The organism is Herbaspirillum sp. GW821-FHT09A12 (assembly GCF_059418325.1).
Map to the genome: position 1 here is coordinate 1 of NZ_JBWKPR010000012.1, position 19,757 is coordinate 19,757.

At 64.5% G+C, this 19,757-nt stretch carries 12 protein-coding genes and 2 pseudogenes; 9 read left to right on the plus strand and 5 right to left on the minus strand.

The features are described 5' to 3' along the window. The 3 genes and pseudogenes from AC07N6_RS19720 to AC07N6_RS19730 all read left to right on the plus strand — a co-directional run. A pseudogene (locus AC07N6_RS19720) lies at positions 1-255 on the plus strand (hypothetical protein); the annotation flags it as partial. A gap of 23 nt (positions 256-278) precedes the next feature. Next, positions 279-1,649 carry an 8-oxoguanine deaminase gene (locus tag AC07N6_RS19725; protein WP_494782113.1) on the plus strand — a complete coding sequence of 457 codons (1,371 nt, stop codon included), beginning with the start codon at positions 279-281 and terminating at the stop codon, positions 1,647-1,649. A 345-nt stretch (positions 1,650-1,994) separates the two neighbouring features. Next, positions 1,995-3,710 carry a methyl-accepting chemotaxis protein gene (locus tag AC07N6_RS19730; RefSeq protein ID WP_494782114.1) on the plus strand — a complete coding sequence of 572 codons (1,716 nt, stop codon included), beginning with the start codon at positions 1,995-1,997 and terminating at the stop codon, positions 3,708-3,710. 307 nt (positions 3,711-4,017) lie between these two features. Here AC07N6_RS19730 and pyk read toward each other — a convergent pair whose 3' ends face one another. From pyk to gcl, 4 genes and pseudogenes are all read right to left on the minus strand, one after another. Then, positions 4,018-5,436: a pyruvate kinase gene (gene pyk, locus AC07N6_RS19735; protein WP_494782115.1), complete on the minus strand. Its 1,419-nt coding sequence runs from the start codon at positions 5,434-5,436 to the stop codon at positions 4,018-4,020. 337 nt (positions 5,437-5,773) lie between these two features. Next, positions 5,774-6,673 (minus strand): annotated as a pseudogene (gene glxR / locus AC07N6_RS19740) (2-hydroxy-3-oxopropionate reductase); the annotation flags it as partial. A 27-nt stretch (positions 6,674-6,700) separates the two neighbouring features. Then, positions 6,701-7,480: a hydroxypyruvate isomerase gene (gene hyi / locus AC07N6_RS19745; RefSeq protein ID WP_494782116.1), complete on the minus strand. Its 780-nt coding sequence runs from the start codon at positions 7,478-7,480 to the stop codon at positions 6,701-6,703. 98 nt (positions 7,481-7,578) lie between these two features. Continuing rightward, positions 7,579-9,354, minus strand: coding sequence for a glyoxylate carboligase (gene gcl / locus AC07N6_RS19750; protein WP_494782117.1), 1,776 nt, complete (start codon positions 9,352-9,354; stop codon positions 7,579-7,581). 183 nt (positions 9,355-9,537) lie between these two features. Here gcl and AC07N6_RS19755 point away from each other — a divergent pair, with 183 nt between their 5' ends. The 6 genes from AC07N6_RS19755 to guaD all read left to right on the plus strand — a co-directional run bounded on the left by AC07N6_RS19755 (position 9,538) and on the right by guaD (position 18,879). Beyond that, complete coding sequence (locus AC07N6_RS19755) at positions 9,538-10,458, plus strand: LysR family transcriptional regulator (RefSeq protein WP_494782118.1); 921 nt, start codon at positions 9,538-9,540, stop codon at positions 10,456-10,458. A 269-nt stretch (positions 10,459-10,727) separates the two neighbouring features. After that, on the plus strand, positions 10,728-12,026 hold the full coding sequence (locus AC07N6_RS19760) for an NCS2 family permease (protein WP_494782119.1): 1,299 nt from the start codon (positions 10,728-10,730) through the stop codon (positions 12,024-12,026). A 326-nt stretch (positions 12,027-12,352) separates the two neighbouring features. Continuing rightward, complete coding sequence (gene xdhA / locus AC07N6_RS19765; RefSeq protein ID WP_494782120.1) at positions 12,353-13,873, plus strand: xanthine dehydrogenase small subunit; 1,521 nt, start codon at positions 12,353-12,355, stop codon at positions 13,871-13,873. Between the two features lie 31 nt (positions 13,874-13,904). Beyond that, the gene (gene xdhB, locus AC07N6_RS19770) at positions 13,905-16,274 is read left to right on the plus strand and encodes a xanthine dehydrogenase molybdopterin binding subunit (RefSeq protein WP_494782121.1); all 2,370 of its coding nucleotides are present in this window, start codon (positions 13,905-13,907) and stop codon (positions 16,272-16,274) included. Between the two features lie 10 nt (positions 16,275-16,284). Next, positions 16,285-17,376, plus strand: a complete 1,092-nt coding sequence (gene xdhC, locus AC07N6_RS19775; protein ID WP_494782122.1) for a xanthine dehydrogenase accessory protein XdhC — start codon at positions 16,285-16,287, stop codon at positions 17,374-17,376. A gap of 204 nt (positions 17,377-17,580) precedes the next feature. Then, on the plus strand, positions 17,581-18,879 hold the full coding sequence (gene guaD / locus AC07N6_RS19780; protein ID WP_494782123.1) for a guanine deaminase: 1,299 nt from the start codon (positions 17,581-17,583) through the stop codon (positions 18,877-18,879). 77 nt (positions 18,880-18,956) lie between these two features. On the opposite strand, the gene AC07N6_RS19785 is transcribed toward guaD, so the two are convergent. Beyond that, the gene (locus AC07N6_RS19785) at positions 18,957-19,559 is read right to left on the minus strand and encodes a TetR/AcrR family transcriptional regulator (RefSeq protein ID WP_494782124.1); all 603 of its coding nucleotides are present in this window, start codon (positions 19,557-19,559) and stop codon (positions 18,957-18,959) included. Positions 19,560-19,757 lie beyond the last annotated feature (198 nt).

Below are 19,757 nucleotides of genomic sequence, written 5' to 3' on the forward strand. Positions count from 1 at the left end.
CCGCCTTTCTTTGCTTACTTTCTTTGGCGGAGCAAAGAAAGTGAGCGGCTGCCGGGCCGCTCCCGGCGCTCCCCTCCAACCGAAGAAAGAAAAGCATTAAGCCAGTACATCGACCAGCAGCAAGACCAGACTACCCAACAACAACAGCAGCAACAACAGCAACAGAAAAACAACCCCTCCGACGCAGCGTTAATAGGGACAAAAAAGGGACTCCACTGTCACCTGCGCCGACAAAGCCCCAACACCAACCCATAAGGAACAAAAAAGGAGTCCCTCCCATGCAACAAAAAGACCAAACCCTGCTGATCAAGAACGCAAAAGTCGTCGTCACCATGAACGACACCAGGGAAGAAATCAAAGACGGCGCCATCTTCATCCGCAACAACGTCATCGAACAAGTCGGCCCCAGCGCCGAGCTGCCGCAACAAGCCGACGAAATCATCGACGCAAGACACCACGTCGCCATCCCCGGCCTGGTCAACACCCACCACCACATGTACCAGAGCCTGACGCGCGCCATCCCCGCCGCGCAAAACGGCGAACTGTTCAACTGGCTCACCAACCTCTACCCGATCTGGGCCGGCCTCACGCCCGAAATGATCAAGGTCTCCACGCTGACCGCGATGGCCGAACTGATCCTCTCCGGCTGCACCACCAGCAGCGACCATCTCTACATCTATCCCAACCAGACCCGCCTGGACGACAGCCTGGAAGCCGCCGCCGAAATCGGCATGCGCTTCCACGGCGCGCGCGGCGCCATGAGCGTGGGCCAGTCCAAGGGCGGCCTGCCGCCGGACCGCGTGGTGGAAGACGAAGAAGCCATCCTGAAAGACACGCGCCGCCTGATCGAGACCTATCACGATGCAAGCCGCCACGCCATGCAGCGCATCGTGGTCGCGCCCTGCTCGCCGTTCTCGGTCTCGCGCGACCTGATGCGCGAAGCCGCCAACCTGGCCCGCCACTACAAGGTCTCGCTGCATACCCACCTGGCCGAAAACGTCAACGACATCGCCTACAGCCGCGAGAAATTCAACATGACCCCGGCCGAATACGCCGAAGACTGCGGCTGGGTCGGCCACGACGTCTGGCACGCCCACTGCGTGCAGCTGGACGACCACGGCATCGCCCTGTTCGCCCGCACCGGCACCGGCGTGGCGCACTGCCCCTGTTCCAACATGCGGCTGGCCTCCGGCATCGCCCCCATCCGCAAGATGGTGGATGCGGGCGTGCCGGTCGGCCTGGGCGTGGACGGCAGCGCTTCCAACGACTCCGCCCACATGATGGGCGAAGTGCGCCAGGCCATGCTGCTGCAGCGCGTGGGCTTCGGCCCGGACGCCATGACCGCGCGCCAAGCGCTGGAAATCGCCACGCTGGGTGGCGCCAAGGTCCTGAACCGCGACGACATCGGCGCATTGAAGCCCGGCATGTCGGCCGACGTGGTGCTGTTCGACACGCGCCAGATCGGCTTCGCCGGCGGCCTGCACGACCCGGTGGCGGCGCTGGTGTTCTGCACCCCGGCCAATGCCGCCTGGAGCATCATCAACGGCCGTGTGGTGGTGCGCGAGGGGCAATGCACCACCATCGACCTCGGCACAGTGATGGAGCGCCACAACGCACTGTCGCTGGAGCTGGCCGAAGCGGCGCGCTGAGGGGCGCGCCCAATCCCCTGCCCCAAGCGTCGCATAGCGGATCGGAACCGCCTTCATCCGGGGCTGTTCCGACGACGCCGCAGCACCACAAGAGCAAGGGCAGCCGACCGGCTTGCCAGCTTGCCGCCGCAGAACAATAAAAAACTCGCCTGATTTTTTGGCACAAGACTTGCAATCAGGGTGACGGTGAATCGTCCGCTGCATCGCTCAACGCTCACAACAGCTTCACCAACGCATCCGGCCTCGCGCCGCTTGCGCGCGTGCGCATGGATGCCTGCGGGAAACGGTGTTTCTTCGTTGCATCACTCTTTTTTTCCCGAACAACGCTCGCGCCAAAGGTCCACCATGAACATTGCCAACATGAAAATCGGCGCCCGCCTCGCCATCGGCTTCGGCGTCGTGATTGCGCTCCTGATCGCCATCGCCGTCCTCGGCAATACCCAGCTCGCCCGGCTGACGGACGGCATCAACCTGATCGTCAAGGACCGCTATCCCAAGACCGTGATGGCCAACACCATCCAGATCCAGGTCAACAAGATCGCGCTCGACATCCGCGACATCCTGCTGAGCGCAGACGCCGAGCGCATCAAGGCGCTGGCGGCCGATGCGGCGGCGGCCGACAAGAAGATGAACGAAGGCCTGATGAAAATGCGCGAGGTCGCCCGCACCGACGAGGACAAGCGCTACATCGAAGCCGCCATCGCCGCGCGCGATGCCTACCTTCCGGCGCGCGACAAGCTGATGGCGCTGGCCCAGGCCGGCCAGGTCGACGAAGCCAAGCTCTTCCTGCCCCAGCAATTCATGCCGGTGCAGGTCAAGTACTTCATCGCGCTCGACGCCATGTTCGACTACCAGGGCGGGCTGATGGACGCGGCAGGAGAAGCCGCCGCGCATGATTCCTCCAGCGCGCGCACCATCATCAACAGCCTCGCCGTGGCGGCCTTGCTGCTGGCGGCGGCAGTGGCGCTGCTGGTGTCGCGCAGCATCACGCGCCCGCTGATCAACGCGGTAGCCGTAGCCCGGCGCGTGGCCGACGGCGACCTCAGCACGCGCGTCGAAGTGAAGTCAAGGGATGAAACCGGCGAACTGATGGCGGCCCTGAAACTGATGAACGAAAATCTCGGCGCCATCGTCGGCCGCGTGCGCAGCGGCACCGACACCATCAACCACGCTTCCGGGGAAATCGCCAGCGGCAACATGGACCTGTCCTCGCGCACCGAGCAGCAAGCCGGTTCGCTGGAAGAAACCGCCTCGGCCATGGAAGAACTGACCTCCACCGTCAAGCAAAACGCCGACAACGCGCGCCAGGCCAACCAGTTGGCAGTCTCCGCCTCGGGCGTGGCGGTCGAAGGCGGCGCCGTGGTCGGCCAGGTGGTCGACACCATGGCCTCGATCAACGAATCCTCGAAGAAGATCGTCGACATCATCGGCGTGATCGACAGCATTGCCTTCCAGACCAACATCCTCGCGCTCAACGCCGCCGTCGAAGCCGCCCGCGCCGGCGAGCAAGGCCGCGGCTTTGCGGTGGTGGCCTCGGAAGTGCGCTCGCTGGCCCAACGCAGCGCCACCGCCGCCAAGGAAATCAAAGCCCTGATCGAGGATTCGGTGACCAAGGTCGACACCGGCAGCAAGCTGGTGGCGCAAGCCGGCTCTACCATGACCGAGGTAGTCTCCAGCGTCAAGCGCGTGACCGACATCGTCGCCGAGATCAGCGCCGCCAGCCAGGAGCAAAGCACCGGCATCGAAGAGATCAACCGTGCCATCACGCTGATGGATGAATCGACGCAGCAGAACGCGGCGCTGGTGGAAGAAGCTGCCGCCGCCGCGCAGGCGATGCAGGAGCAGGCGGCGCAGTTGATGGAGGCGGTCAGCGTGTTCAAGCTGGAACAAGGCACCGTGCCGGCCACTGCCGCCAGGCCGGCGGCAAGCGTCAAAAAAGCGGCGCCAGCAGTAAAGATGAAGGCACTGCCCCAGAAACCGGCAGCCGCCGCGAACAAACCGTCCGATGCGCCTGCGGTGGCTTCCGCCAAAGTGGCGGACGGCGACTGGGAACAGTTCTGAACGGATCGGATTTCCCGCACCAAAACGACAAAGGCGCCCGAGGGCGTAATGCCGTTCAGTTAAGACGAATCCTTAATCACACTCATCACAGACCCCGTTCGGGCTGAGTAGGCCCGCCAGGGCCGTATCGAAGCCAGCGTGTCAGCGTATCAGCGTCAACGGTCTTGCCTGCCCTTCGATACGCTGCTGCGCAGCTACTCAGGGCGAACGGAGTCTGGACTGCACAAAAAAATGCCGTTCAGCGTTTAACTGAACGGCATTACACCTTGAGCACCTTTGTCGTTGAAACCGGGCTTTCTTCAATACCTCATCCCCACACCTCCGCCAACCGCAACAGATTGGTACTCCCCGGCTGCCCGAACGGCATGCCGGCGGTGATCGCGATCTGGTCGCCCTTCCTGGCGAAACCTTCCTTCAATGCCGTCTGGCAGGCGGCGCTGACCATGTCGCTTTCGTTGTGGATCTGGTCGCTGATGGTGGAGTGCACGCCCCAGACCAATGCCAGGCGGCGCGCCGTCGCCAGTTGCGGGGTGATGCTCAAGATCGGCGCCATCGGCCGTTCGCGGGCGGCGCGCAGGCTGGTGTGGCCGGAGCTGGTGTAGGTCACGGTGGCAGTGGCGCCGACGATGCCGGCGACGTCGCGCAGGGCCGAGCAGATGGCGTCCGACCGGTTGGGTTGCGGCGTCTCGTGCTGGGCGTCGAGCATGTTGCGGTACAGCGGGTCGCGCTCCACTTCGGCGATCACGCGATCCATCATCGAGACCGCCTGCAGCGGGTAGGCGCCGTTGGCCGACTCGGCCGACAGCATCACAGCGTCGGAGCCGTCATAGATGGCGCTGGCCACGTCCGAGACTTCGGCGCGCGTGGGCACCGGGGCGGTGATCATCGATTCCAGCATCTGGGTGGCGATCACGATCGGCTTGCCGTGCTGGCGGCACACGCGCAGGATGCGCTTCTGGGTGCCCGGCACGCGCTCGGGCGGCAGTTCCACGCCGAGGTCGCCGCGCGCCACCATGATGGCGTCCGAGGCGCGCACGATCTCGTCCAGGCGGTCCAGCGCGGCGGGCTTTTCCAGTTTCGACAGCACCGCGGCGCGGCCGCCGATCAGGCTGCGCGCCTCTTCCACATCTTCCGGACGCTGCACGAAGGACAGCGCAATCCAGTCGGCGCCCATGTCCAGCGCGAAGGCCAGGTCGCGCCGGTCCTTCTCGGTCAGCGCCGGGATCGGCAGCACGGCGTCAGGCACGTTGACGCCCTTGCGGTCGGACAGCGCGCCGCCGTTGACCACGCGGGTGCGGATGGTCGCGCCGTCGCTGTATTCCACCTGCAGGCGCAGTTTGCCGTCATCCAGCAGCAGCGACTGGCCGGCGGCGATGGCTTCGAACAATTCGGGGTGCGGCAGGCAGACGCGGCTGGCGTCGCCGGGTTGCGCATCGCGGTCGAGCGTGAATGCCTGCCCTTGCTGCAGCGTCACCTTGCCCTCGGCGAACTGGCCGATGCGCAGCTTGGGGCCTTGCAGGTCGGCCAGCACCGCGATCGGGCGCCCGACCTCGCGTTCTACCGCGCGCACGATCTGGTAGCGCGCCTGGTGGTCGGCGTGGGTGCCGTGGCTGAAGTTGAAACGAAAAACGTCGGCGCCGGCTTCGAACAGCGCCTGGATCATTTCGCGGGAAGCGCTGGCAGGGCCTAGGGTGGCGACGATTTTGGCCTGGCGTTGGCGGCGCATGGTGGGGGCTCCAGTGGTGGGATTATTTGGGTAGTCTGGTCTTGCTGCGTTCTGGTGCTCTGACTTTATTGGGCTGTCTCTCCGGTCGAAGGGGAGCGCCGGGAGCGGCCCGGCAGCCGCTCACTTTCTTTGGCCCGCCAAAGAAAGTAAGCAAAGAAAAGCGGCCCTAAGTGCCAGCCCTCCTTCGGAGGGTTCCCGCCGGAGCGCGGTAAAAAATGGGAAAGGCAGAGTCGCTACGCTCCGACTGCCTTTCTGATCCATTTTTTACCGCACTCCGGCGGCTAGCCCACAAGGGGAAAGCGTTACCGGCTCGCCTTCGGCATCGCCCGGGATTGCCTCAGGCCTTGGCGATCTCGTGGTTGGACATGATCTCTACCGCACGGCACAGCGCCGAGTGGTCCAGACCGCTCATGCCGTTGGCGGCGCAGGCGTTCATCAGTTCCTGTGCGGCGGCGGTGTTGGGCAGGCTGATGCCGAGTTGCTTGGCGCCTTGCAGGGCCAGGTTCAGGTCCTTCTGGTGCAGTTCGATGCGGAAACCGGGATTGAAGGTGCGCTTGACCATGCGTTCGCCGTGCACTTCCAGGATGCGCGAGGAAGCGAAGCCGCCCATCAGCGCCTGGCGCACGCGCGCCGGGTCGGCGCCGGCCTTGGAAGCAAACAGCAATGCTTCGGCCACGGCCTGGATGTTCAATGCCACGATGATCTGGTTGGCGACCTTGGTGGTCTGGCCGTCGCCGTTGCCGCCGACCAGGGTGATGTTCTTGCCCATCAGTTCGAACAGCGGCTTTACATCGTTGAAGGCGCCTTCCGAGCCGCCCACCATGATGGTCAGCGAAGCGGCCTTGGCGCCGACTTCGCCGCCGGAGACCGGGGCGTCCAGGTATTGGCAGCCCAGCGCGTTGATCTTTTGCGCGAAGCCCTTGGTGGCGATGGGCGAGATCGAACTCATGTCGACCACGATCTTGCCGGCCGACAGGCCTTCGGCCACACCCTTGTCGCCGAACAGCACGGCTTCCACATGCGGGGTGTCCGGCACCATGACGATGACGATGTCGGCGCGCTTGGCGACTTCAGCGCCCGAGGTGCAGACGGTGGCGCCGCCTTCCAGCAATGCCGCCGGCGGGTTCTTCTGGTCGTGCAGGTACAGTTTGTGGCCGCCCTTTTGCAGGTTTTCCGCCATGGGCGCGCCCATGATGCCCAGGCCGATGAATCCGACTTTTGCCATGCTGTTTCTCCTTGATGATTGATGTTGTGCCGATAAGGCTTAAAGGCCGTGTTCCTTGATCCAACCCAGTCCCTCTTTCGTTCCAGCCTTGGGCTTGTACTCGCAGCCGATCCAGCCGTCGTAGCCGATCTCGTCGAGGAAGCGGAACAGGTAGCGGTAATTGATCTCGCCGGTGCCGGGTTCGAAGCGGCCGGGGTTGTCGGCCAGTTGCACGTGGGCGATCAGCGAGAGATTGGCCTTGATGGTGTTGGCCAGCTCGCCTTCCATGCGCTGCATGTGGTAGATGTCGTACTGCACGAACAGGTTGTCGGAGCCGGTGGCGAGGATCAGTTCCAGCGCCTGTTTGGTGGTGTTAAGGAAGAAGCCCGGGATGTCGAAGCTGTTGATCGGTTCGATCAGCAGGCGGATGCCGTGCTCCTTCAGCTTGCCGGCGGCGTACTTCAGGTTGCCGACCAGGACTTCGCGCGCGGCTTCGCGCGAGACGCCAGGCGGCAGGATGCCGACCAGGCAGTTCAACTGCTGCACGCCCAATGCGCGGCCGTAGCGGATGGCGTCGTCCACGCCGGCGCGAAATTCTGCCACGCGGTCCGGATGGCAGGCGATGCCGCGCTCGCCGCCGTCCCAATTGCCGGCCGGCAGGTTGTGCAGCACCAGTTGCAGCTTGGCCGCGCGCAGGCGGTCGGCGATCTGCTCGGGATCAAAGGCATAGGGGAACAGGAATTCGACGGCCTTGAAACCGATGTCGGCGGCCGCCTGGAAGCGGTCGAGGAAAGGCTGTTCGGTGAACAGCATGGTGAGGTTGGCAGCGAGTTTGGTCATGAGTGCTCCTATGGTTTTTTCTATCCTTCCGGCCACAAGGTGGCGTCGCTCTTGCCGGCGACTTTTGTCTCCTCTTCGGATCGGTGCGGTTCAGCCGCTCAGTCGAGCATGCTGATGGCAGTCGGCGCGTGTTCCGGCTTGGTGGCCAGTTCCTCGAATTCGTTGATGGCGTCGATCTCGGTGCCCATGGCGATGTTGGTGACGCGCTCGAGGATGATTTCCACCACCACCGGCACGCGGAACTCTTCCATCAGGCGCTTGGCTTGCGCGAAGGCGTCCTGGATGCCGTTGGGGTCGGTCACGCGGATCGCCTTGCAGCCCAGGCCTTCGACCACGGCGACGTGGTCTACGCCGTAGCCGTTGAGTTCCGGTGCGTTGACGTTCTCGAACGCCAGCTGCACGCAGTAGTCCATGTCGAAGCCGCGCTGCGCCTGGCGGATCAGGCCGAGATAGGAGTTGTTCACCAGCACATGCAGGTAAGGCAGGTTGAACTGCGCGCCCACGGCCAGCTCTTCGATCATGAACTGGAAGTCGTAGTCGCCCGAGATCGCCACCACCTTGCGCTTGGGATCGGCGGCGACCACGCCCAGCGCGGCGGGAATGGTCCAGCCCAGCGGGCCGGCTTGGCCGCAGTTGATCCAGTGGCGGTCCTTGTAGACGTGCAGGAACTGGGCGGCGGCGATCTGCGACAGGCCGATGGTGGCCACGTAGCAGGTCTCGCGATCGAAGGCGCGGTTCATCTCTTCATACACGCGCTGCGGCTTGACCGGCGTTTCATTGAAATTGGTCCGGCGCAGCATGCTCTTCTTGCGCTGCTGGCATTCGGCCAGCCAGGCCGAGCGGTCGGGCAGCTTGCCGGCGGCCTTCATTTCCTTCGCCACGTCGACGAACAGTTTCAATGCGGCGCCGGCATCGCTGACGATGCCATAGTCGGGGCCGAACACGCGGCCGATCTGGGTCGGTTCGATATCGACGTGGACGAACTTGCGGCCCTTGGTGAAGACCTCGACGGAACCGGTGTGGCGGTTGGCCCAGCGGTTGCCGATGCCCAGCACGAAGTCCGACGCCAGCATGGTGGCGTTGCCGTAGCGGTGGCTGGTCTGCAGGCCGACCATGCCGGCCATCTGCGGGTGGTCGTCGGGGATCGCGCCCCAGGCCATCAGCGTGGGGATGACCGGCACGCCGGTCAGTTCGGCGAACTCCACCGCCAGCGCGGCGGCGTCGGCATTGACCACGCCGCCGCCGATGGTCAGCAGCGGGCGCTCCGACTCGTTGAGCATGGCCAGCGCCTTTTCGATCTGGGCGCGGGTGGCCGCGGGGCGATAGACCGGCAGCGGCGCGTAGGTATCGGGGTCGAACTCGATCTCGGCCATCTGCACGTCGAACGGCAGGTCGATCAGCACCGGGCCGGGACGGCCCGAGCGCATCAGGTGGAAGGCCTGCTGGAACACGCGCGGCACCAGCGCCGGCTCGCGCACGGTGACGGCCCACTTGGTGACCGGCTTGGCGATGGATTCGATATCGACCGCCTGGAAGTCTTCCTTGTACAAACGGGCGCGCGGCGCCTGGCCGGTAATGCACAAGATAGGAATGGAGTCGGCCTGGGCCGAATACAGGCCGGTGATCATGTCGGTGCCGGCCGGGCCCGAGGTGCCGATGCACAGGCCGATGTTGCCGGCCTTGGCACGGGTGTAGCCTTCCGCCATGTGCGAGGCACCCTCGACGTGGCGCGCCAGCACGTGCTTGATGCCGCCGTGGCGCTTCAGCGCCGAGTAAAACGGGTTGATCGCCGCGCCCGGCACGCCGAAGGCTTGCAGGCAACCTTCCTTTTCCAGCACATAAACCGCCGCGTCGACTGCTCTCATCTTTGCCATGTTGTTCTCCAGGATTACTGATTGCGATAAGGTGATGGCCGCCCTTGGCGGGCATACCGTTCTCTGATTCATTCTGGAGCCCATCCTAATCGCTACAATTTCGATTGATAAGAACAATAAAAATCTGTTTATTACTTATTAAAAGTATGGAAATATAGAAAAAGTATTGAATCGGATCGGATAATGGACAAACTCAAACAAATTGAAGCTTTTGTCTTGGTGGTCGATAAAGGCAGCCTGGCGGCGGCCGCGCTGGAAGAGAAAGTGACGCCGGTGATGATGGGGCGGCGCATCGACGCCCTGGAAAAACGCCTGGGCACCAAGCTGATGCACCGGACCACGCGCCACCTGACGCTGACCGAGCAAGGCAGCGTGTTCCTCGACCATTGCCGCAAGCTGCTGGAGCAGATGGAGACGGCCGAAAAAAGCATCGCCGAAGGCCGCCACAAGGCCACCGGCCACCTGGTGGTTTCCACCCCGGCCGCCTACGGCCGCCTGCACGTGGCGCCGCATGCCCCGAGCTTCCTGGCGGCGCACCCGGAGGTGCAGATCTCGTTCAACCTGACCGACCGCGTGGTCGACCTGGTGCGTGAAGGCTATGACCTGGGCATCCGCATCGGCGGCGCGATCGAGCCCAGCTTCGTGGCCGTGCGCCTGGCCAGCAACCGCCGGGTGGTGTGCGCCTCGCCCGAATACCTGCACCGGAACGGCATGCCCAAGACGCTGGACGACCTGGCCGGCCACAATTGCCTGGCCTTCAACCTGCAGGGCGGCCAGCAGCGCGGCTGGTATTTCCAGCAAAATGGCAAGCCGGTGATCGTCAAGGTGCAGGGCAACCTCGATTGCAACGACGGCGAACTGCTGCACCGCTGGGCCGGCGAGGGCCTGGGCCTGGCCTGGCGCTCGACCTGGGAAATCCAGGCGCAACTGGCCTCGGGGGAGCTGGTGACGGTGCTGGACGACTATGCCCTGCCCCACTACGACATCATGGCGGTGTATCCGCAGCAGCGGCATTTGCCGGCCAAGACGCGGTTTTTCATCGATTACCTGAAGGAGGTTTATGCGCAGCCGGATTATTGGAACCGGGCGGCGGCGAAGCCATAAACGATATCGGCATCAACAGGATTCCATACCCGTGCATCCGCAATGCGCCATGCCAACCCTCTTGCCACCAGCCTTTTTTAAGCGCCTTATACCCATATAACCATATGTTTATAGTGGCTATTTCCCGCGACTTACGTCCTCACCATGAAATTCAACGACATTACGTACGCTGCAACCAATACGCATACAGCAACGCCCATTTTTTGCCAGCAAGTGAAGCAGGCAAGTTTTCCGGCGTATAAAAAAGGACCAAACGGAGACAACCAAGAATGAACGCGCTAGACAACTACTTCAAACTCAGCGAGAACGGCACCACCGTCCGCACCGAACTGCTGGCAGGCCTGACCACCTTCCTGACGATGGCCTACATCATCTTCGTCAACCCGTCCATCCTGGGCGACGCCGGCATGCCCAAGGATGCGGTGTTCGTCGCCACCTGCCTGGCCGCCGCCGTCGGCACCCTGATCATGGGCCTGTACGCCAACTACCCCATCGGCCTGGCGCCCGGCATGGGCCTCAACGCCTACTTCGCCTACGCGGTGGTCAAGGGCATGGGGTTCCCCTGGCAAGCCGCGCTGGGCGCGGTGCTGATCTCGGGTTGCCTGTTTCTGATAGTCAGCCTGCTGCGCATCCGCGAACTGATCATCAAGAGCATCCCGAAGTCGCTGCGGACGGCCATCCCGGCCGGCATCGGGCTGTTCCTGGCGATCATCTCGCTCAAGAGCGCCGGCATCGTCGCCGCCAACCCGGCCACTTTCGTCACCATGGGCGACCTGCACCAGCCGGCGGCGGTGATGGCCATCATCGGCTTCCTGGTGATCGTGGCGCTGGACAAGATGAAAGTGCGCGGCGCGCTGCTGATCGGCATCCTGCTGGTCACGGTGCTGAGCTTCTTGTTCGGCGGCAACCACTTCAGCGGCGTGTTCGCGCCGCCGCCGTCGCTGGCGCCGACCTTCCTGCAGCTGGATGTGAAGGGCGCGCTGTCGATGGGCTTGCTCAACGTGGTGCTGGTGTTCTTCCTGGTTGAACTGTTCGACGCCACCGGGACGCTGATGGGCGTGGCCCAACGCGCCGGGTTGATGAAGGACGGCAAGATGGATCGCCTGAACAAGGCGCTGATGGCTGACAGCACCGCCATCGTCGCCGGTTCCCTGCTTGGCACCTCCAGCACCACTGCCTATATTGAAAGTGCGGCCGGGGTGCAGGCCGGCGGCCGCACCGGCCTGACCGCCGTGGCGATTGCCGTGCTGTTCCTGCTGTGCCTGTTCATCGCGCCGCTGGCGGGCGTGGTGCCGGCTTATGCGACTGCGCCGGCGCTGTTCTTCGTGGCTTGCCTGATGGTGCGCGAACTGGCGCACATCGATTGGGATGACACCACCGAATGCGTGCCGGCCGTGATCACCGCACTGGTCATGCCCTTCACCTACTCGATCGCCAACGGCCTGGCGCTGGGCTTCATCAGCTACGCCGGCCTGAAGCTGCTGACCGGGCGCGTGAAGGACGTGTCGGTGGTAATCTGGATCATCGCCGCGATCTTCCTGTTCAAGCTGATCTACCTCGGCGAATAAGGCAGCGGCAAGCACAGGCAGTAACCAACGGCAGTAACGGGATGCGCCGCGCGAGGCGGTGCATCCCGGGATTGTCAAACGATGGAATTGGACAATCGTTCCCGACAGAACGAGACGGACAATCAGTTCCATCCTTTGAGAACCCCGGCACGTTTCTTGAATGCATATCCATGCAAAAACCTGCCGTGCAGGAAGCCGACAACCGCTCATGCGCGGCACACCGACGCTTCCCGCTCGCTCGAACAATAAGAGTGCGCCCCACGATCCGCCCTGGAGCGCGCCACAAAGCAGCAACTGTTTTGTAGACAATTACATAGAGCAAACACATGTCAGAACCGATTCGCCCCATCCAACGCCCTGCCCAGCGCCCTGTCCAGCGCCCTGTCCAGTTTTATTACCGTGGAGAGATCCGCCAGGCCCAGGGCCTGCCCAATACCCGCACCGTGTTGCAGCACCTGCGCGAGGACCTGCATTGCACCGGCACCAAGGAAGGCTGCGCCGAGGGCGACTGCGGCGCCTGCACGGTGGTGCTTGGCGAGCTGCGCGACGACAGGCTGGAATTGAAGACCGTCAATTCCTGCATCCAGTTTTTACCGACGCTGGACGGCCGCGCGCTGTTCACCGTGGAAGACCTCAAGCAATCCGACGGCTGCCTGCATCCGGTGCAGCAAGCCATGGTGGAATGCCACGGTTCGCAATGCGGTTTCTGCACGCCGGGCTTCGTGATGTCGCTGTGGGGCCTGTACCTCAAGCATGACCAGGACGGCATCGCGCCGAGCAAGCGCGAGATCGACGATGCGTTATCGGGCAACCTGTGCCGCTGCACCGGCTACCGCCCCATCATCGATGCCGCGCGCCGCATGGGCCAGTTGCCGGCGGTGGAGTTCGACCGCCAACAGGTAGCCGAGGCATTACGGGGCATCCAGCGCGAAGAAGCGCTGGCGGTCACCCACAACGGCCAGACTTTCCATGCGCCGCGCACGCTGGCGCAACTGGCGCAATTGCGCAGCGACCTCCCCCAGGCGCGCATCCTGGCCGGCTCGACCGACGTCGGCCTGTGGGTCACCAAGCACATGCGCGATTTGGGCGACATCATCTACATCGGCCAGGTGGAAGAACTGCGCCGGATGGAAAAGCGGGACGGCTTCCTGGAAATCGGCGCCGGCATCTCGCTGGAGCAGGCCTACGGCGAACTCAACAAGCATTACCCGCAAGAACTCTCCGAGATGTGGCAGCGCTTTGCCTCGATGCCGGTGCGCAATGCCGGCACCCTGGGCGGTAACGTCGCCAACGGTTCGCCCATCGGCGACTCGATGCCGTGGCTGATCGCGCTCGATGCGCAGATCGTCCTGTTCAGCGTGGATGGCCGGCGCACGATGCCGCTGGAAGACTTCTACATCGCTTACCAGAAGTCGGCGCTGCAGCCCAACGAAATCGTGCAGGCGGTGCGCGTGCCGCTGCCGCGCGCCGAGGTGCAGTTCCGCGTCTACAAGCTGTCCAAGCGTTTCGACCAGGACATCTCGGCCGTGTGCGCCGCCTTCGCCTTCACGCTGGACGGCGGCCGGGTGAAGGAAGCGCGCATGTGCTACGGCGGCATGGCGGCCACGCCCAAGCGCGCCGCGCAAGCCGAAGCCGTGCTGAACGGGATGGACTGGAGCGAAGAACAGGTGCGCGCCGCCATGGCGGCCATGGCGCAGGACTACGCGCCGCTGTCGGACATGCGCGCCACCTCGGCCTACCGCCTGCGCACCGCGCAAAACCTGCTGTACCGCTACTGGCTGGAGACCCGCGCCGAGGCGCCGCTGGCAGCCGACGCAGTACGCGCCTTCGCCGTCGCGGCGGCGTGAGCGCGACAGAAAGAATGAGCTGGAGAGAATGATGAACAAGCAAACTGAAGAATTCATGTCCAGGCTGGCGCTGCCGCCCAAGGGCTGGGCCGAGGTCGGCAAGCCGCATCCGCACGAGTCGGCGCTGCTGCACGTGACCGGCGAAGCCACCTACACCGACGACATCGTCGAACTGCAAGGCACGCTGCATGCGGCGCTGGGCCTGTCGCAAAAGGCCCACGCCAGGATCCGCAACATCGACCTATCCAAGGTCAAGGCCTCGCCCGGCGTGGTGGCGGTGTTGACCGCCGCCGACATCCCCGGCGAAAACCAGTGCGGCGCCATCATCAAGGACGACCCGGTGCTGGCCGACGGCCTGGTGCAGTACGTGGGCCAGCCGATCTTCATCGTGGTGGCCGACAGCCACGACAACGCCCGCCGCGGCGCGCGCTGCGCGGTGATCGACTATGAGGAACTGGAACCCATCCTGACCCCGCGCGCGGCGCATGCGGCGCAGTCCTACGTGCTGCCGCCGATGCACCTGACGCGCGGCGCGCCGGCCGCGGCCCTGGCCCAGGCGCCGCACAGGCTGCAAGGCCAGTTCGACGTCGGCGGCCAGGAGCAGTTTTATCTCGAAGGGCAGATTTCCTACGCCATCCCCAAGGAAGGCCGCGGCATGCATGTGTATTGCTCGACCCAGCACCCCAGCGAGATGCAGCACCACATCGCGCACGTGCTGCATGTGGCCTCGCATGACGTGCTGGTGGAATGCCGGCGCATGGGCGGCGGCTTCGGCGGCAAGGAATCGCAGTCGGCGCTGTGGGCCTGCGCGGCCGCGGTGGCGGCGGTGCGCCTGCGCCGCCCGGTCAAGCTGCGCGCCGACCGCGACGACGACATGATTGTCACCGGCAAGCGCCACTGCTTCGCCTACGACTACGAGATCGGCTATGACGACAACGGCCGCATCGTCGCAGCCAGGATCGACATGGTCTCACGCGCCGGCTTCTCGGCCGACCTGTCCGGCCCGGTGGCGACCCGCGCGGTGTGCCACTTCGACAATGCCTACTACCTGTCGGACGTTGAGATCCACGCCATGTGCGGCAAGACCAACACCCAGTCCAACACCGCCTTCCGCGGCTTCGGCGGCCCGCAGGGCGCGATTGCGATCGAATACATCGTCGACGAGATCGCGCGCAATCTCGGCAAGGATGCATTGGAAGTGCGCCGCGCCAACTTCTACGGCAAGAGCGACGCCGATGGCCCGGATGCCCGCAACACCACCCACTACGGCCAGAAGGTGGAAGACAACGTGATCCACGCGCTGGTCGACCAACTGGAGCGCACCAGCGACTACCAGGCGCGGCGCCAGGCCATCGCCGCGTTCAACGCCGGCAGCGAAGTGCTGAAGAAGGGCCTGGCGCTGACGCCGGTGAAGTTCGGCATCTCCTTCAACGTGCCGCACCTGAACCAGGCCGGTTCGCTGGTGCATGTCTATACCGACGGCTCGGTGCTGGTGAACCACGGCGGCACCGAAATGGGCCAGGGCTTGAACACCAAGGTGGCGCAGGTGGTGGCCAATGCGCTGGGCCTGCCGTTGGAGCGCGTGCGCTGCACCGCCACCGACACCAGCAAGATCGCCAACACCTCGGCCACCGCTGCCTCCACCGGCAGCGACCTGAACGGCAAGGCGGCGCAGGACGCGGCGTTGCAGATCCGCGCGCGGCTGGCGCAAGTGGCGGCCAAACGCTTCAATGTCGACGTTGCCGAAGTGCGCTTCGCCGACGGCCTGGCGATTGCCGGCGAGCAGTCGCTGGCCTTCCCCGACCTGGTGATGCAGGCCTATCTGCAGCGCGTGCAACTGTGGTCGGACGGTTTCTACTCGACCCCGCGCGTGCACTGGGACGCCAAGACCATGAACGGCCACCCGTTCTTCTATTACGCCTATGGCGCGGCAGTGGCCGAAGTGGTGATCGATACCCTGACCGGCGAATGGAAACTGCTGCAGGCCGACCTGCTGTACGACGCCGGCGAAAGCCTGAACCCGGCCATCGATATCGGCCAGGTGGAAGGCGGCTTCATCCAGGGCATGGGCTGGCTGACCACCGAGGAGCTGTGGTGGAACAAGGACGGCAAGCTGATGACGCACGCGCCGTCGACCTACAAGATTCCGGGCGTGTCCGATTGCCCGACGACCTTCCGCACCGAACTGTTCAAGAACAGCAACGTGTCCGACACCATCCACCGCTCCAAGGCCACCGGCGAGCCGCCGCTGCTGCTGCCGTTCTCGGTGTTCCTGGCCATCCGCGATGCGGTCTCGGCGGTGGGCGGACATCGCGTCAACCCGCCGCTGCGCGCGCCGGCCACGTCCGAGGCCATCCTCGACGCGGTGGATGCGGTGCGCGCGGCCGTGGTGACCCAATAAAGGAGCATTCATGACGACCTGGCTTGCCGCGTTGAGGGAATTGCAGGATGCCGCCACCCCGGCGGTGCTGGTGACGGTGGCCGGGATCCAGGGCTCGACGCCGCGCGAGGCCGGCGCGCGCATGGTCTATACCGCCGACCGGCAGTACGACACCATCGGCGGCGGCCACCTGGAATGGCGTGCGGCGCAGATCGCGCGCGCCATGCTGGCAGGCGACCCCGGCCAGTTGCCGGCCCAGCGCCGGCTGGAGCGTATCGCGCTCGGCCCGAGCCTGGGCCAATGCTGCGGCGGGGTGGTGTTCCTGGCCTTTGAGCGGGTCGACCAGTCCTGCTCGGGCACGCTCAAGGAACTGGAACGGCACTGGCGCAGCGGCACCGACATCTGGCGCGCCTTGCCGCTGGACAATGCCGATCCGTTGCAATTGGTGGAAACCGACGGCGAAGCCTGCGACCTCAACGGGCCGGACAACGGCCTGCACGCCACGCTGTTTCGCGACGCTCGCCAGACTTACGTCACGCGCGATGCCCATGGCCGCCGCTGGCTGCTCGACCTGTGCCGCGCGCACCAGCCGCAAGTGGTACTGTTCGGCGCCGGCCATGTCGGCACGGCCATCGTCAAGGTACTGTCCAACCTGCCCTGCCGCGTGCTGTGGGTGGACGAACGTGAAGACATGTTCCCCGCCGACCTGCCGCCGCAAGTCACGGTGGAAGCCACCGATGTGCCCAATGCCGCAGTCGACATGGCCGAGCCGGGTGCGTATTATCTCGTCATGACCCACAGCCACGCCCTCGACCAGCAACTGACCGAACGCATCCTCAAGCGCGATGCGACGCGCGGCGATGTCGGCTGGTTCGGCCTGATCGGCTCCTATACCAAGCGCAAGCAGTTTGAACACCGCCTGACCGAGCGCGGCATCACGCAAGAGCAGTTGAACCGCATGACCTGCCCCATCGGCATTCCCGGCATCTACGGCAAGGAACCGGCCAGCATCGCCATCGCGGTGGTGGCCCAGCTGATGCAATTGTGGGAGCTGCGCTTTACGCAGGCCCGCAACAAATTCCCTCCGGCATTGGCCACACACGCGCTGGACGGCAGAGGCTGAGGAACACCCTGCCGTCACCCAGAGGCTCCCTCCGGACCAGACGATATCCACCATGCCGGCCCTGCCGGAGCCTCGCTACGATTCCGCTTTAACCCATCAGGAAGGCGTTGCTGCGTCTGCGCCTTCCAGTATGATGACCATTGAATCGATGCCGCCGGCGCGCTTTCCTTTCCCGCGCGCGGCGGCCAGTATTGAGGACACGCCATGAGCACATCCATGCAAGCCTACCGCGCCAGCCTGCTGCACTTCACCAACGATCCCGCCTTTGACGAGCGCGCCACCCAGTGGCATGCCGATGGCCTGCTGCTGGTGGAAGACGGCAAGGTCAAGGCGGCCGGCGACTTCGACCGGCTGATCGCATCGGTCCCCGCCGGCGTGCCGGTGCAGGACCACCGCGGCAAGATCATCTGCCCCGGCTTCATCGACACCCACATCCACTATCCGCAGACCGACATCATCGGCTCGCCGGCGCCGGGCTTGCTGCCCTGGCTGGACAACTACACCTTCCCGGCCGAGCGCCGCTTCGAGGACGGCGGGCATGCCGCCGAGGTGGCCGACTTCTTCCTGGCCGAGCTGCTGCGCAACGGCACCACCAGCGCGGCGGTGTATTGCACCGTGCATCCGCAGTCGGTGGACGCCTTCTTCGAAGCCAGCCACGCGCGCAACCTGCGCATGGTGGCCGGCAAGTGCCTGATGGACCGCAACGCGCCCGACTTCCTGCGCGACACCGCGCAAACCGGCGTGCGCGAGAGCGAAGATCTGATCAAGCGCTGGCACAACAAGGGGCGCCAGCACTACGCCATCACGGTGCGCTTCGCGCCGACCTCGACGCACGAGCAGATGAAGCTGGCCGGCGAGCTGGCGGCGCAGTATCCGGATGCCTACATCCAGACCCACGTGGCGGAAAATACCGATGAGGTGAAATGGGTGAAGGAGCTGTATCCCGACGCCCGCAGCTATCTGGACGTGTACGACCAGTACGGCCTGATGCGCCGGCGCGCGCTGTATGCGCACTGCATCTGGCTGGACGACCAGGACCGTGCGCGCATGGCGGCCACGCAGTCGGCCGCCACGGTGTGCCCGACCTCCAACCTGTTCCTGGGCAGCGGCCTGTTCGACTTCGTGAATGCAGACAAGGCGCGCGTGCCGCTGTCGCTGGCCACCGATGTGGGCGGCGGCACCAGCTTCTCGATGCTGCAGACCATGAATGAGCTGTACAAGGTCGGCCGCATGGGCGGCACCTACCTGCCGGCGCAGCGCATGTTCTACCTGGCCACGCTGGGCGGCGCCCGCGCACTGCAGCTGGAAGGCACCATCGGCAACTTCGCGCCCGGTTGCGATGCCGATTTCATCTTGCTCGATCCGCGCGCCACGCCTTTGCTAGCGCGCCGCAGCGCCAACACCGACAGCCTGGAGGAACAGTTGTTCGCGCTGGCCATCCTGGGCGACGACCGCGCCATCGCCGCGACCTACTCGGCGGGCCGGCTGGCGCACCAGCGTTAAGTTTGACGCCGCAAAAAGCAAGCCCGGCATCTCGACGATGCCGGGCTTGTTCTTTGATGCCTTGAAGGCGTGACCGCTCAGCGCGGCTGGTACAGATACACGAAGGCCTCTACCGCGCGCTCAGCCGAGGCCTGCAACTGGTCGGGCGGCAGCTCGGTCACGACATTGAGCATGCGCACATCCATCCATTCGGACTCCACCAGCGAGCGGAACTGCAGGGCCGCGATCCAGGCATCGCCCTTGTGCAGCTTGCCTTCGTCCATCTTCAGCTTGAGAAATTCCGCAATGCGCGTCCAGCCGCGCTTGGGGCCGCGCTCATAGAGCAGGGGACCGAGGTCGGACTTGCCGGCGTAATACATGGCCAGGCGCTTGACTGCGACCACATCCGGCTTGAGCACGATATCGAGATAATGCCGCGCCAGGCGCAGCAAGCCCAGGCGCACGTCATCCTCGTCGCTCAAGGCGGTGAAGGCCTGCTCGAACTGGCAGCCGACCTGCTTGAGCATCACCTCGACGAAGATCTCTTCCTTCGAGCTGAAGTAGTTGTACAGCGTGGCCTTGGAGCCGCCGATGCGGGCCGAGATCTCCGCCATCGAGGCGCCCTCGAAACCGATTTCGTTGAACACTTGCGCGGCGACATCAATCATCGCCTGGCGGCGTTCTTCACTTTTCTTGCGCATGCCTTTTCCTGTGTTGCGTAGTTGCCGCCTGCTTATTCCATTTTCAGGCAAGCTTTCCAATTCCTTACACCTTCGTTCCAGGCCGAATTATAGGCGAAGATGGACGACAAAGCCGGCCAATTCAACGACAAAAACCGAGCGTGGCGGAATCGCCATGGATGCGAGCAATTTTTCGCAATTCCCCTTGACGCGTCTGAA

Coding starts and splice junctions, on each gene's coding strand:
- pyk (WP_494782115.1), bottom strand. CDS start 5,436: ATGCGCCGCCAACGCCAGGCCAAAATCGTCGCCACCCTAGGCCCTGCC.
- AC07N6_RS19725 (WP_494782113.1), top strand. CDS start 279: ATGCAACAAAAAGACCAAACCCTGCTGATCAAGAACGCAAAAGTCGTC.
- AC07N6_RS19785 (WP_494782124.1), bottom strand. CDS start 19,559: ATGCGCAAGAAAAGTGAAGAACGCCGCCAGGCGATGATTGATGTCGCC.
- AC07N6_RS19760 (WP_494782119.1), top strand. CDS start 10,728: ATGAACGCGCTAGACAACTACTTCAAACTCAGCGAGAACGGCACCACC.
- AC07N6_RS19755 (WP_494782118.1), top strand. CDS start 9,538: ATGGACAAACTCAAACAAATTGAAGCTTTTGTCTTGGTGGTCGATAAA.
- xdhA (WP_494782120.1), top strand. CDS start 12,353: ATGTCAGAACCGATTCGCCCCATCCAACGCCCTGCCCAGCGCCCTGTC.
- hyi (WP_494782116.1), bottom strand. CDS start 7,480: ATGACCAAACTCGCTGCCAACCTCACCATGCTGTTCACCGAACAGCCT.
- AC07N6_RS19730 (WP_494782114.1), top strand. CDS start 1,995: ATGAACATTGCCAACATGAAAATCGGCGCCCGCCTCGCCATCGGCTTC.
- guaD (WP_494782123.1), top strand. CDS start 17,581: ATGAGCACATCCATGCAAGCCTACCGCGCCAGCCTGCTGCACTTCACC.
- xdhC (WP_494782122.1), top strand. CDS start 16,285: ATGACGACCTGGCTTGCCGCGTTGAGGGAATTGCAGGATGCCGCCACC.
- gcl (WP_494782117.1), bottom strand. CDS start 9,354: ATGGCAAAGATGAGAGCAGTCGACGCGGCGGTTTATGTGCTGGAAAAG.
- xdhB (WP_494782121.1), top strand. CDS start 13,905: ATGAACAAGCAAACTGAAGAATTCATGTCCAGGCTGGCGCTGCCGCCC.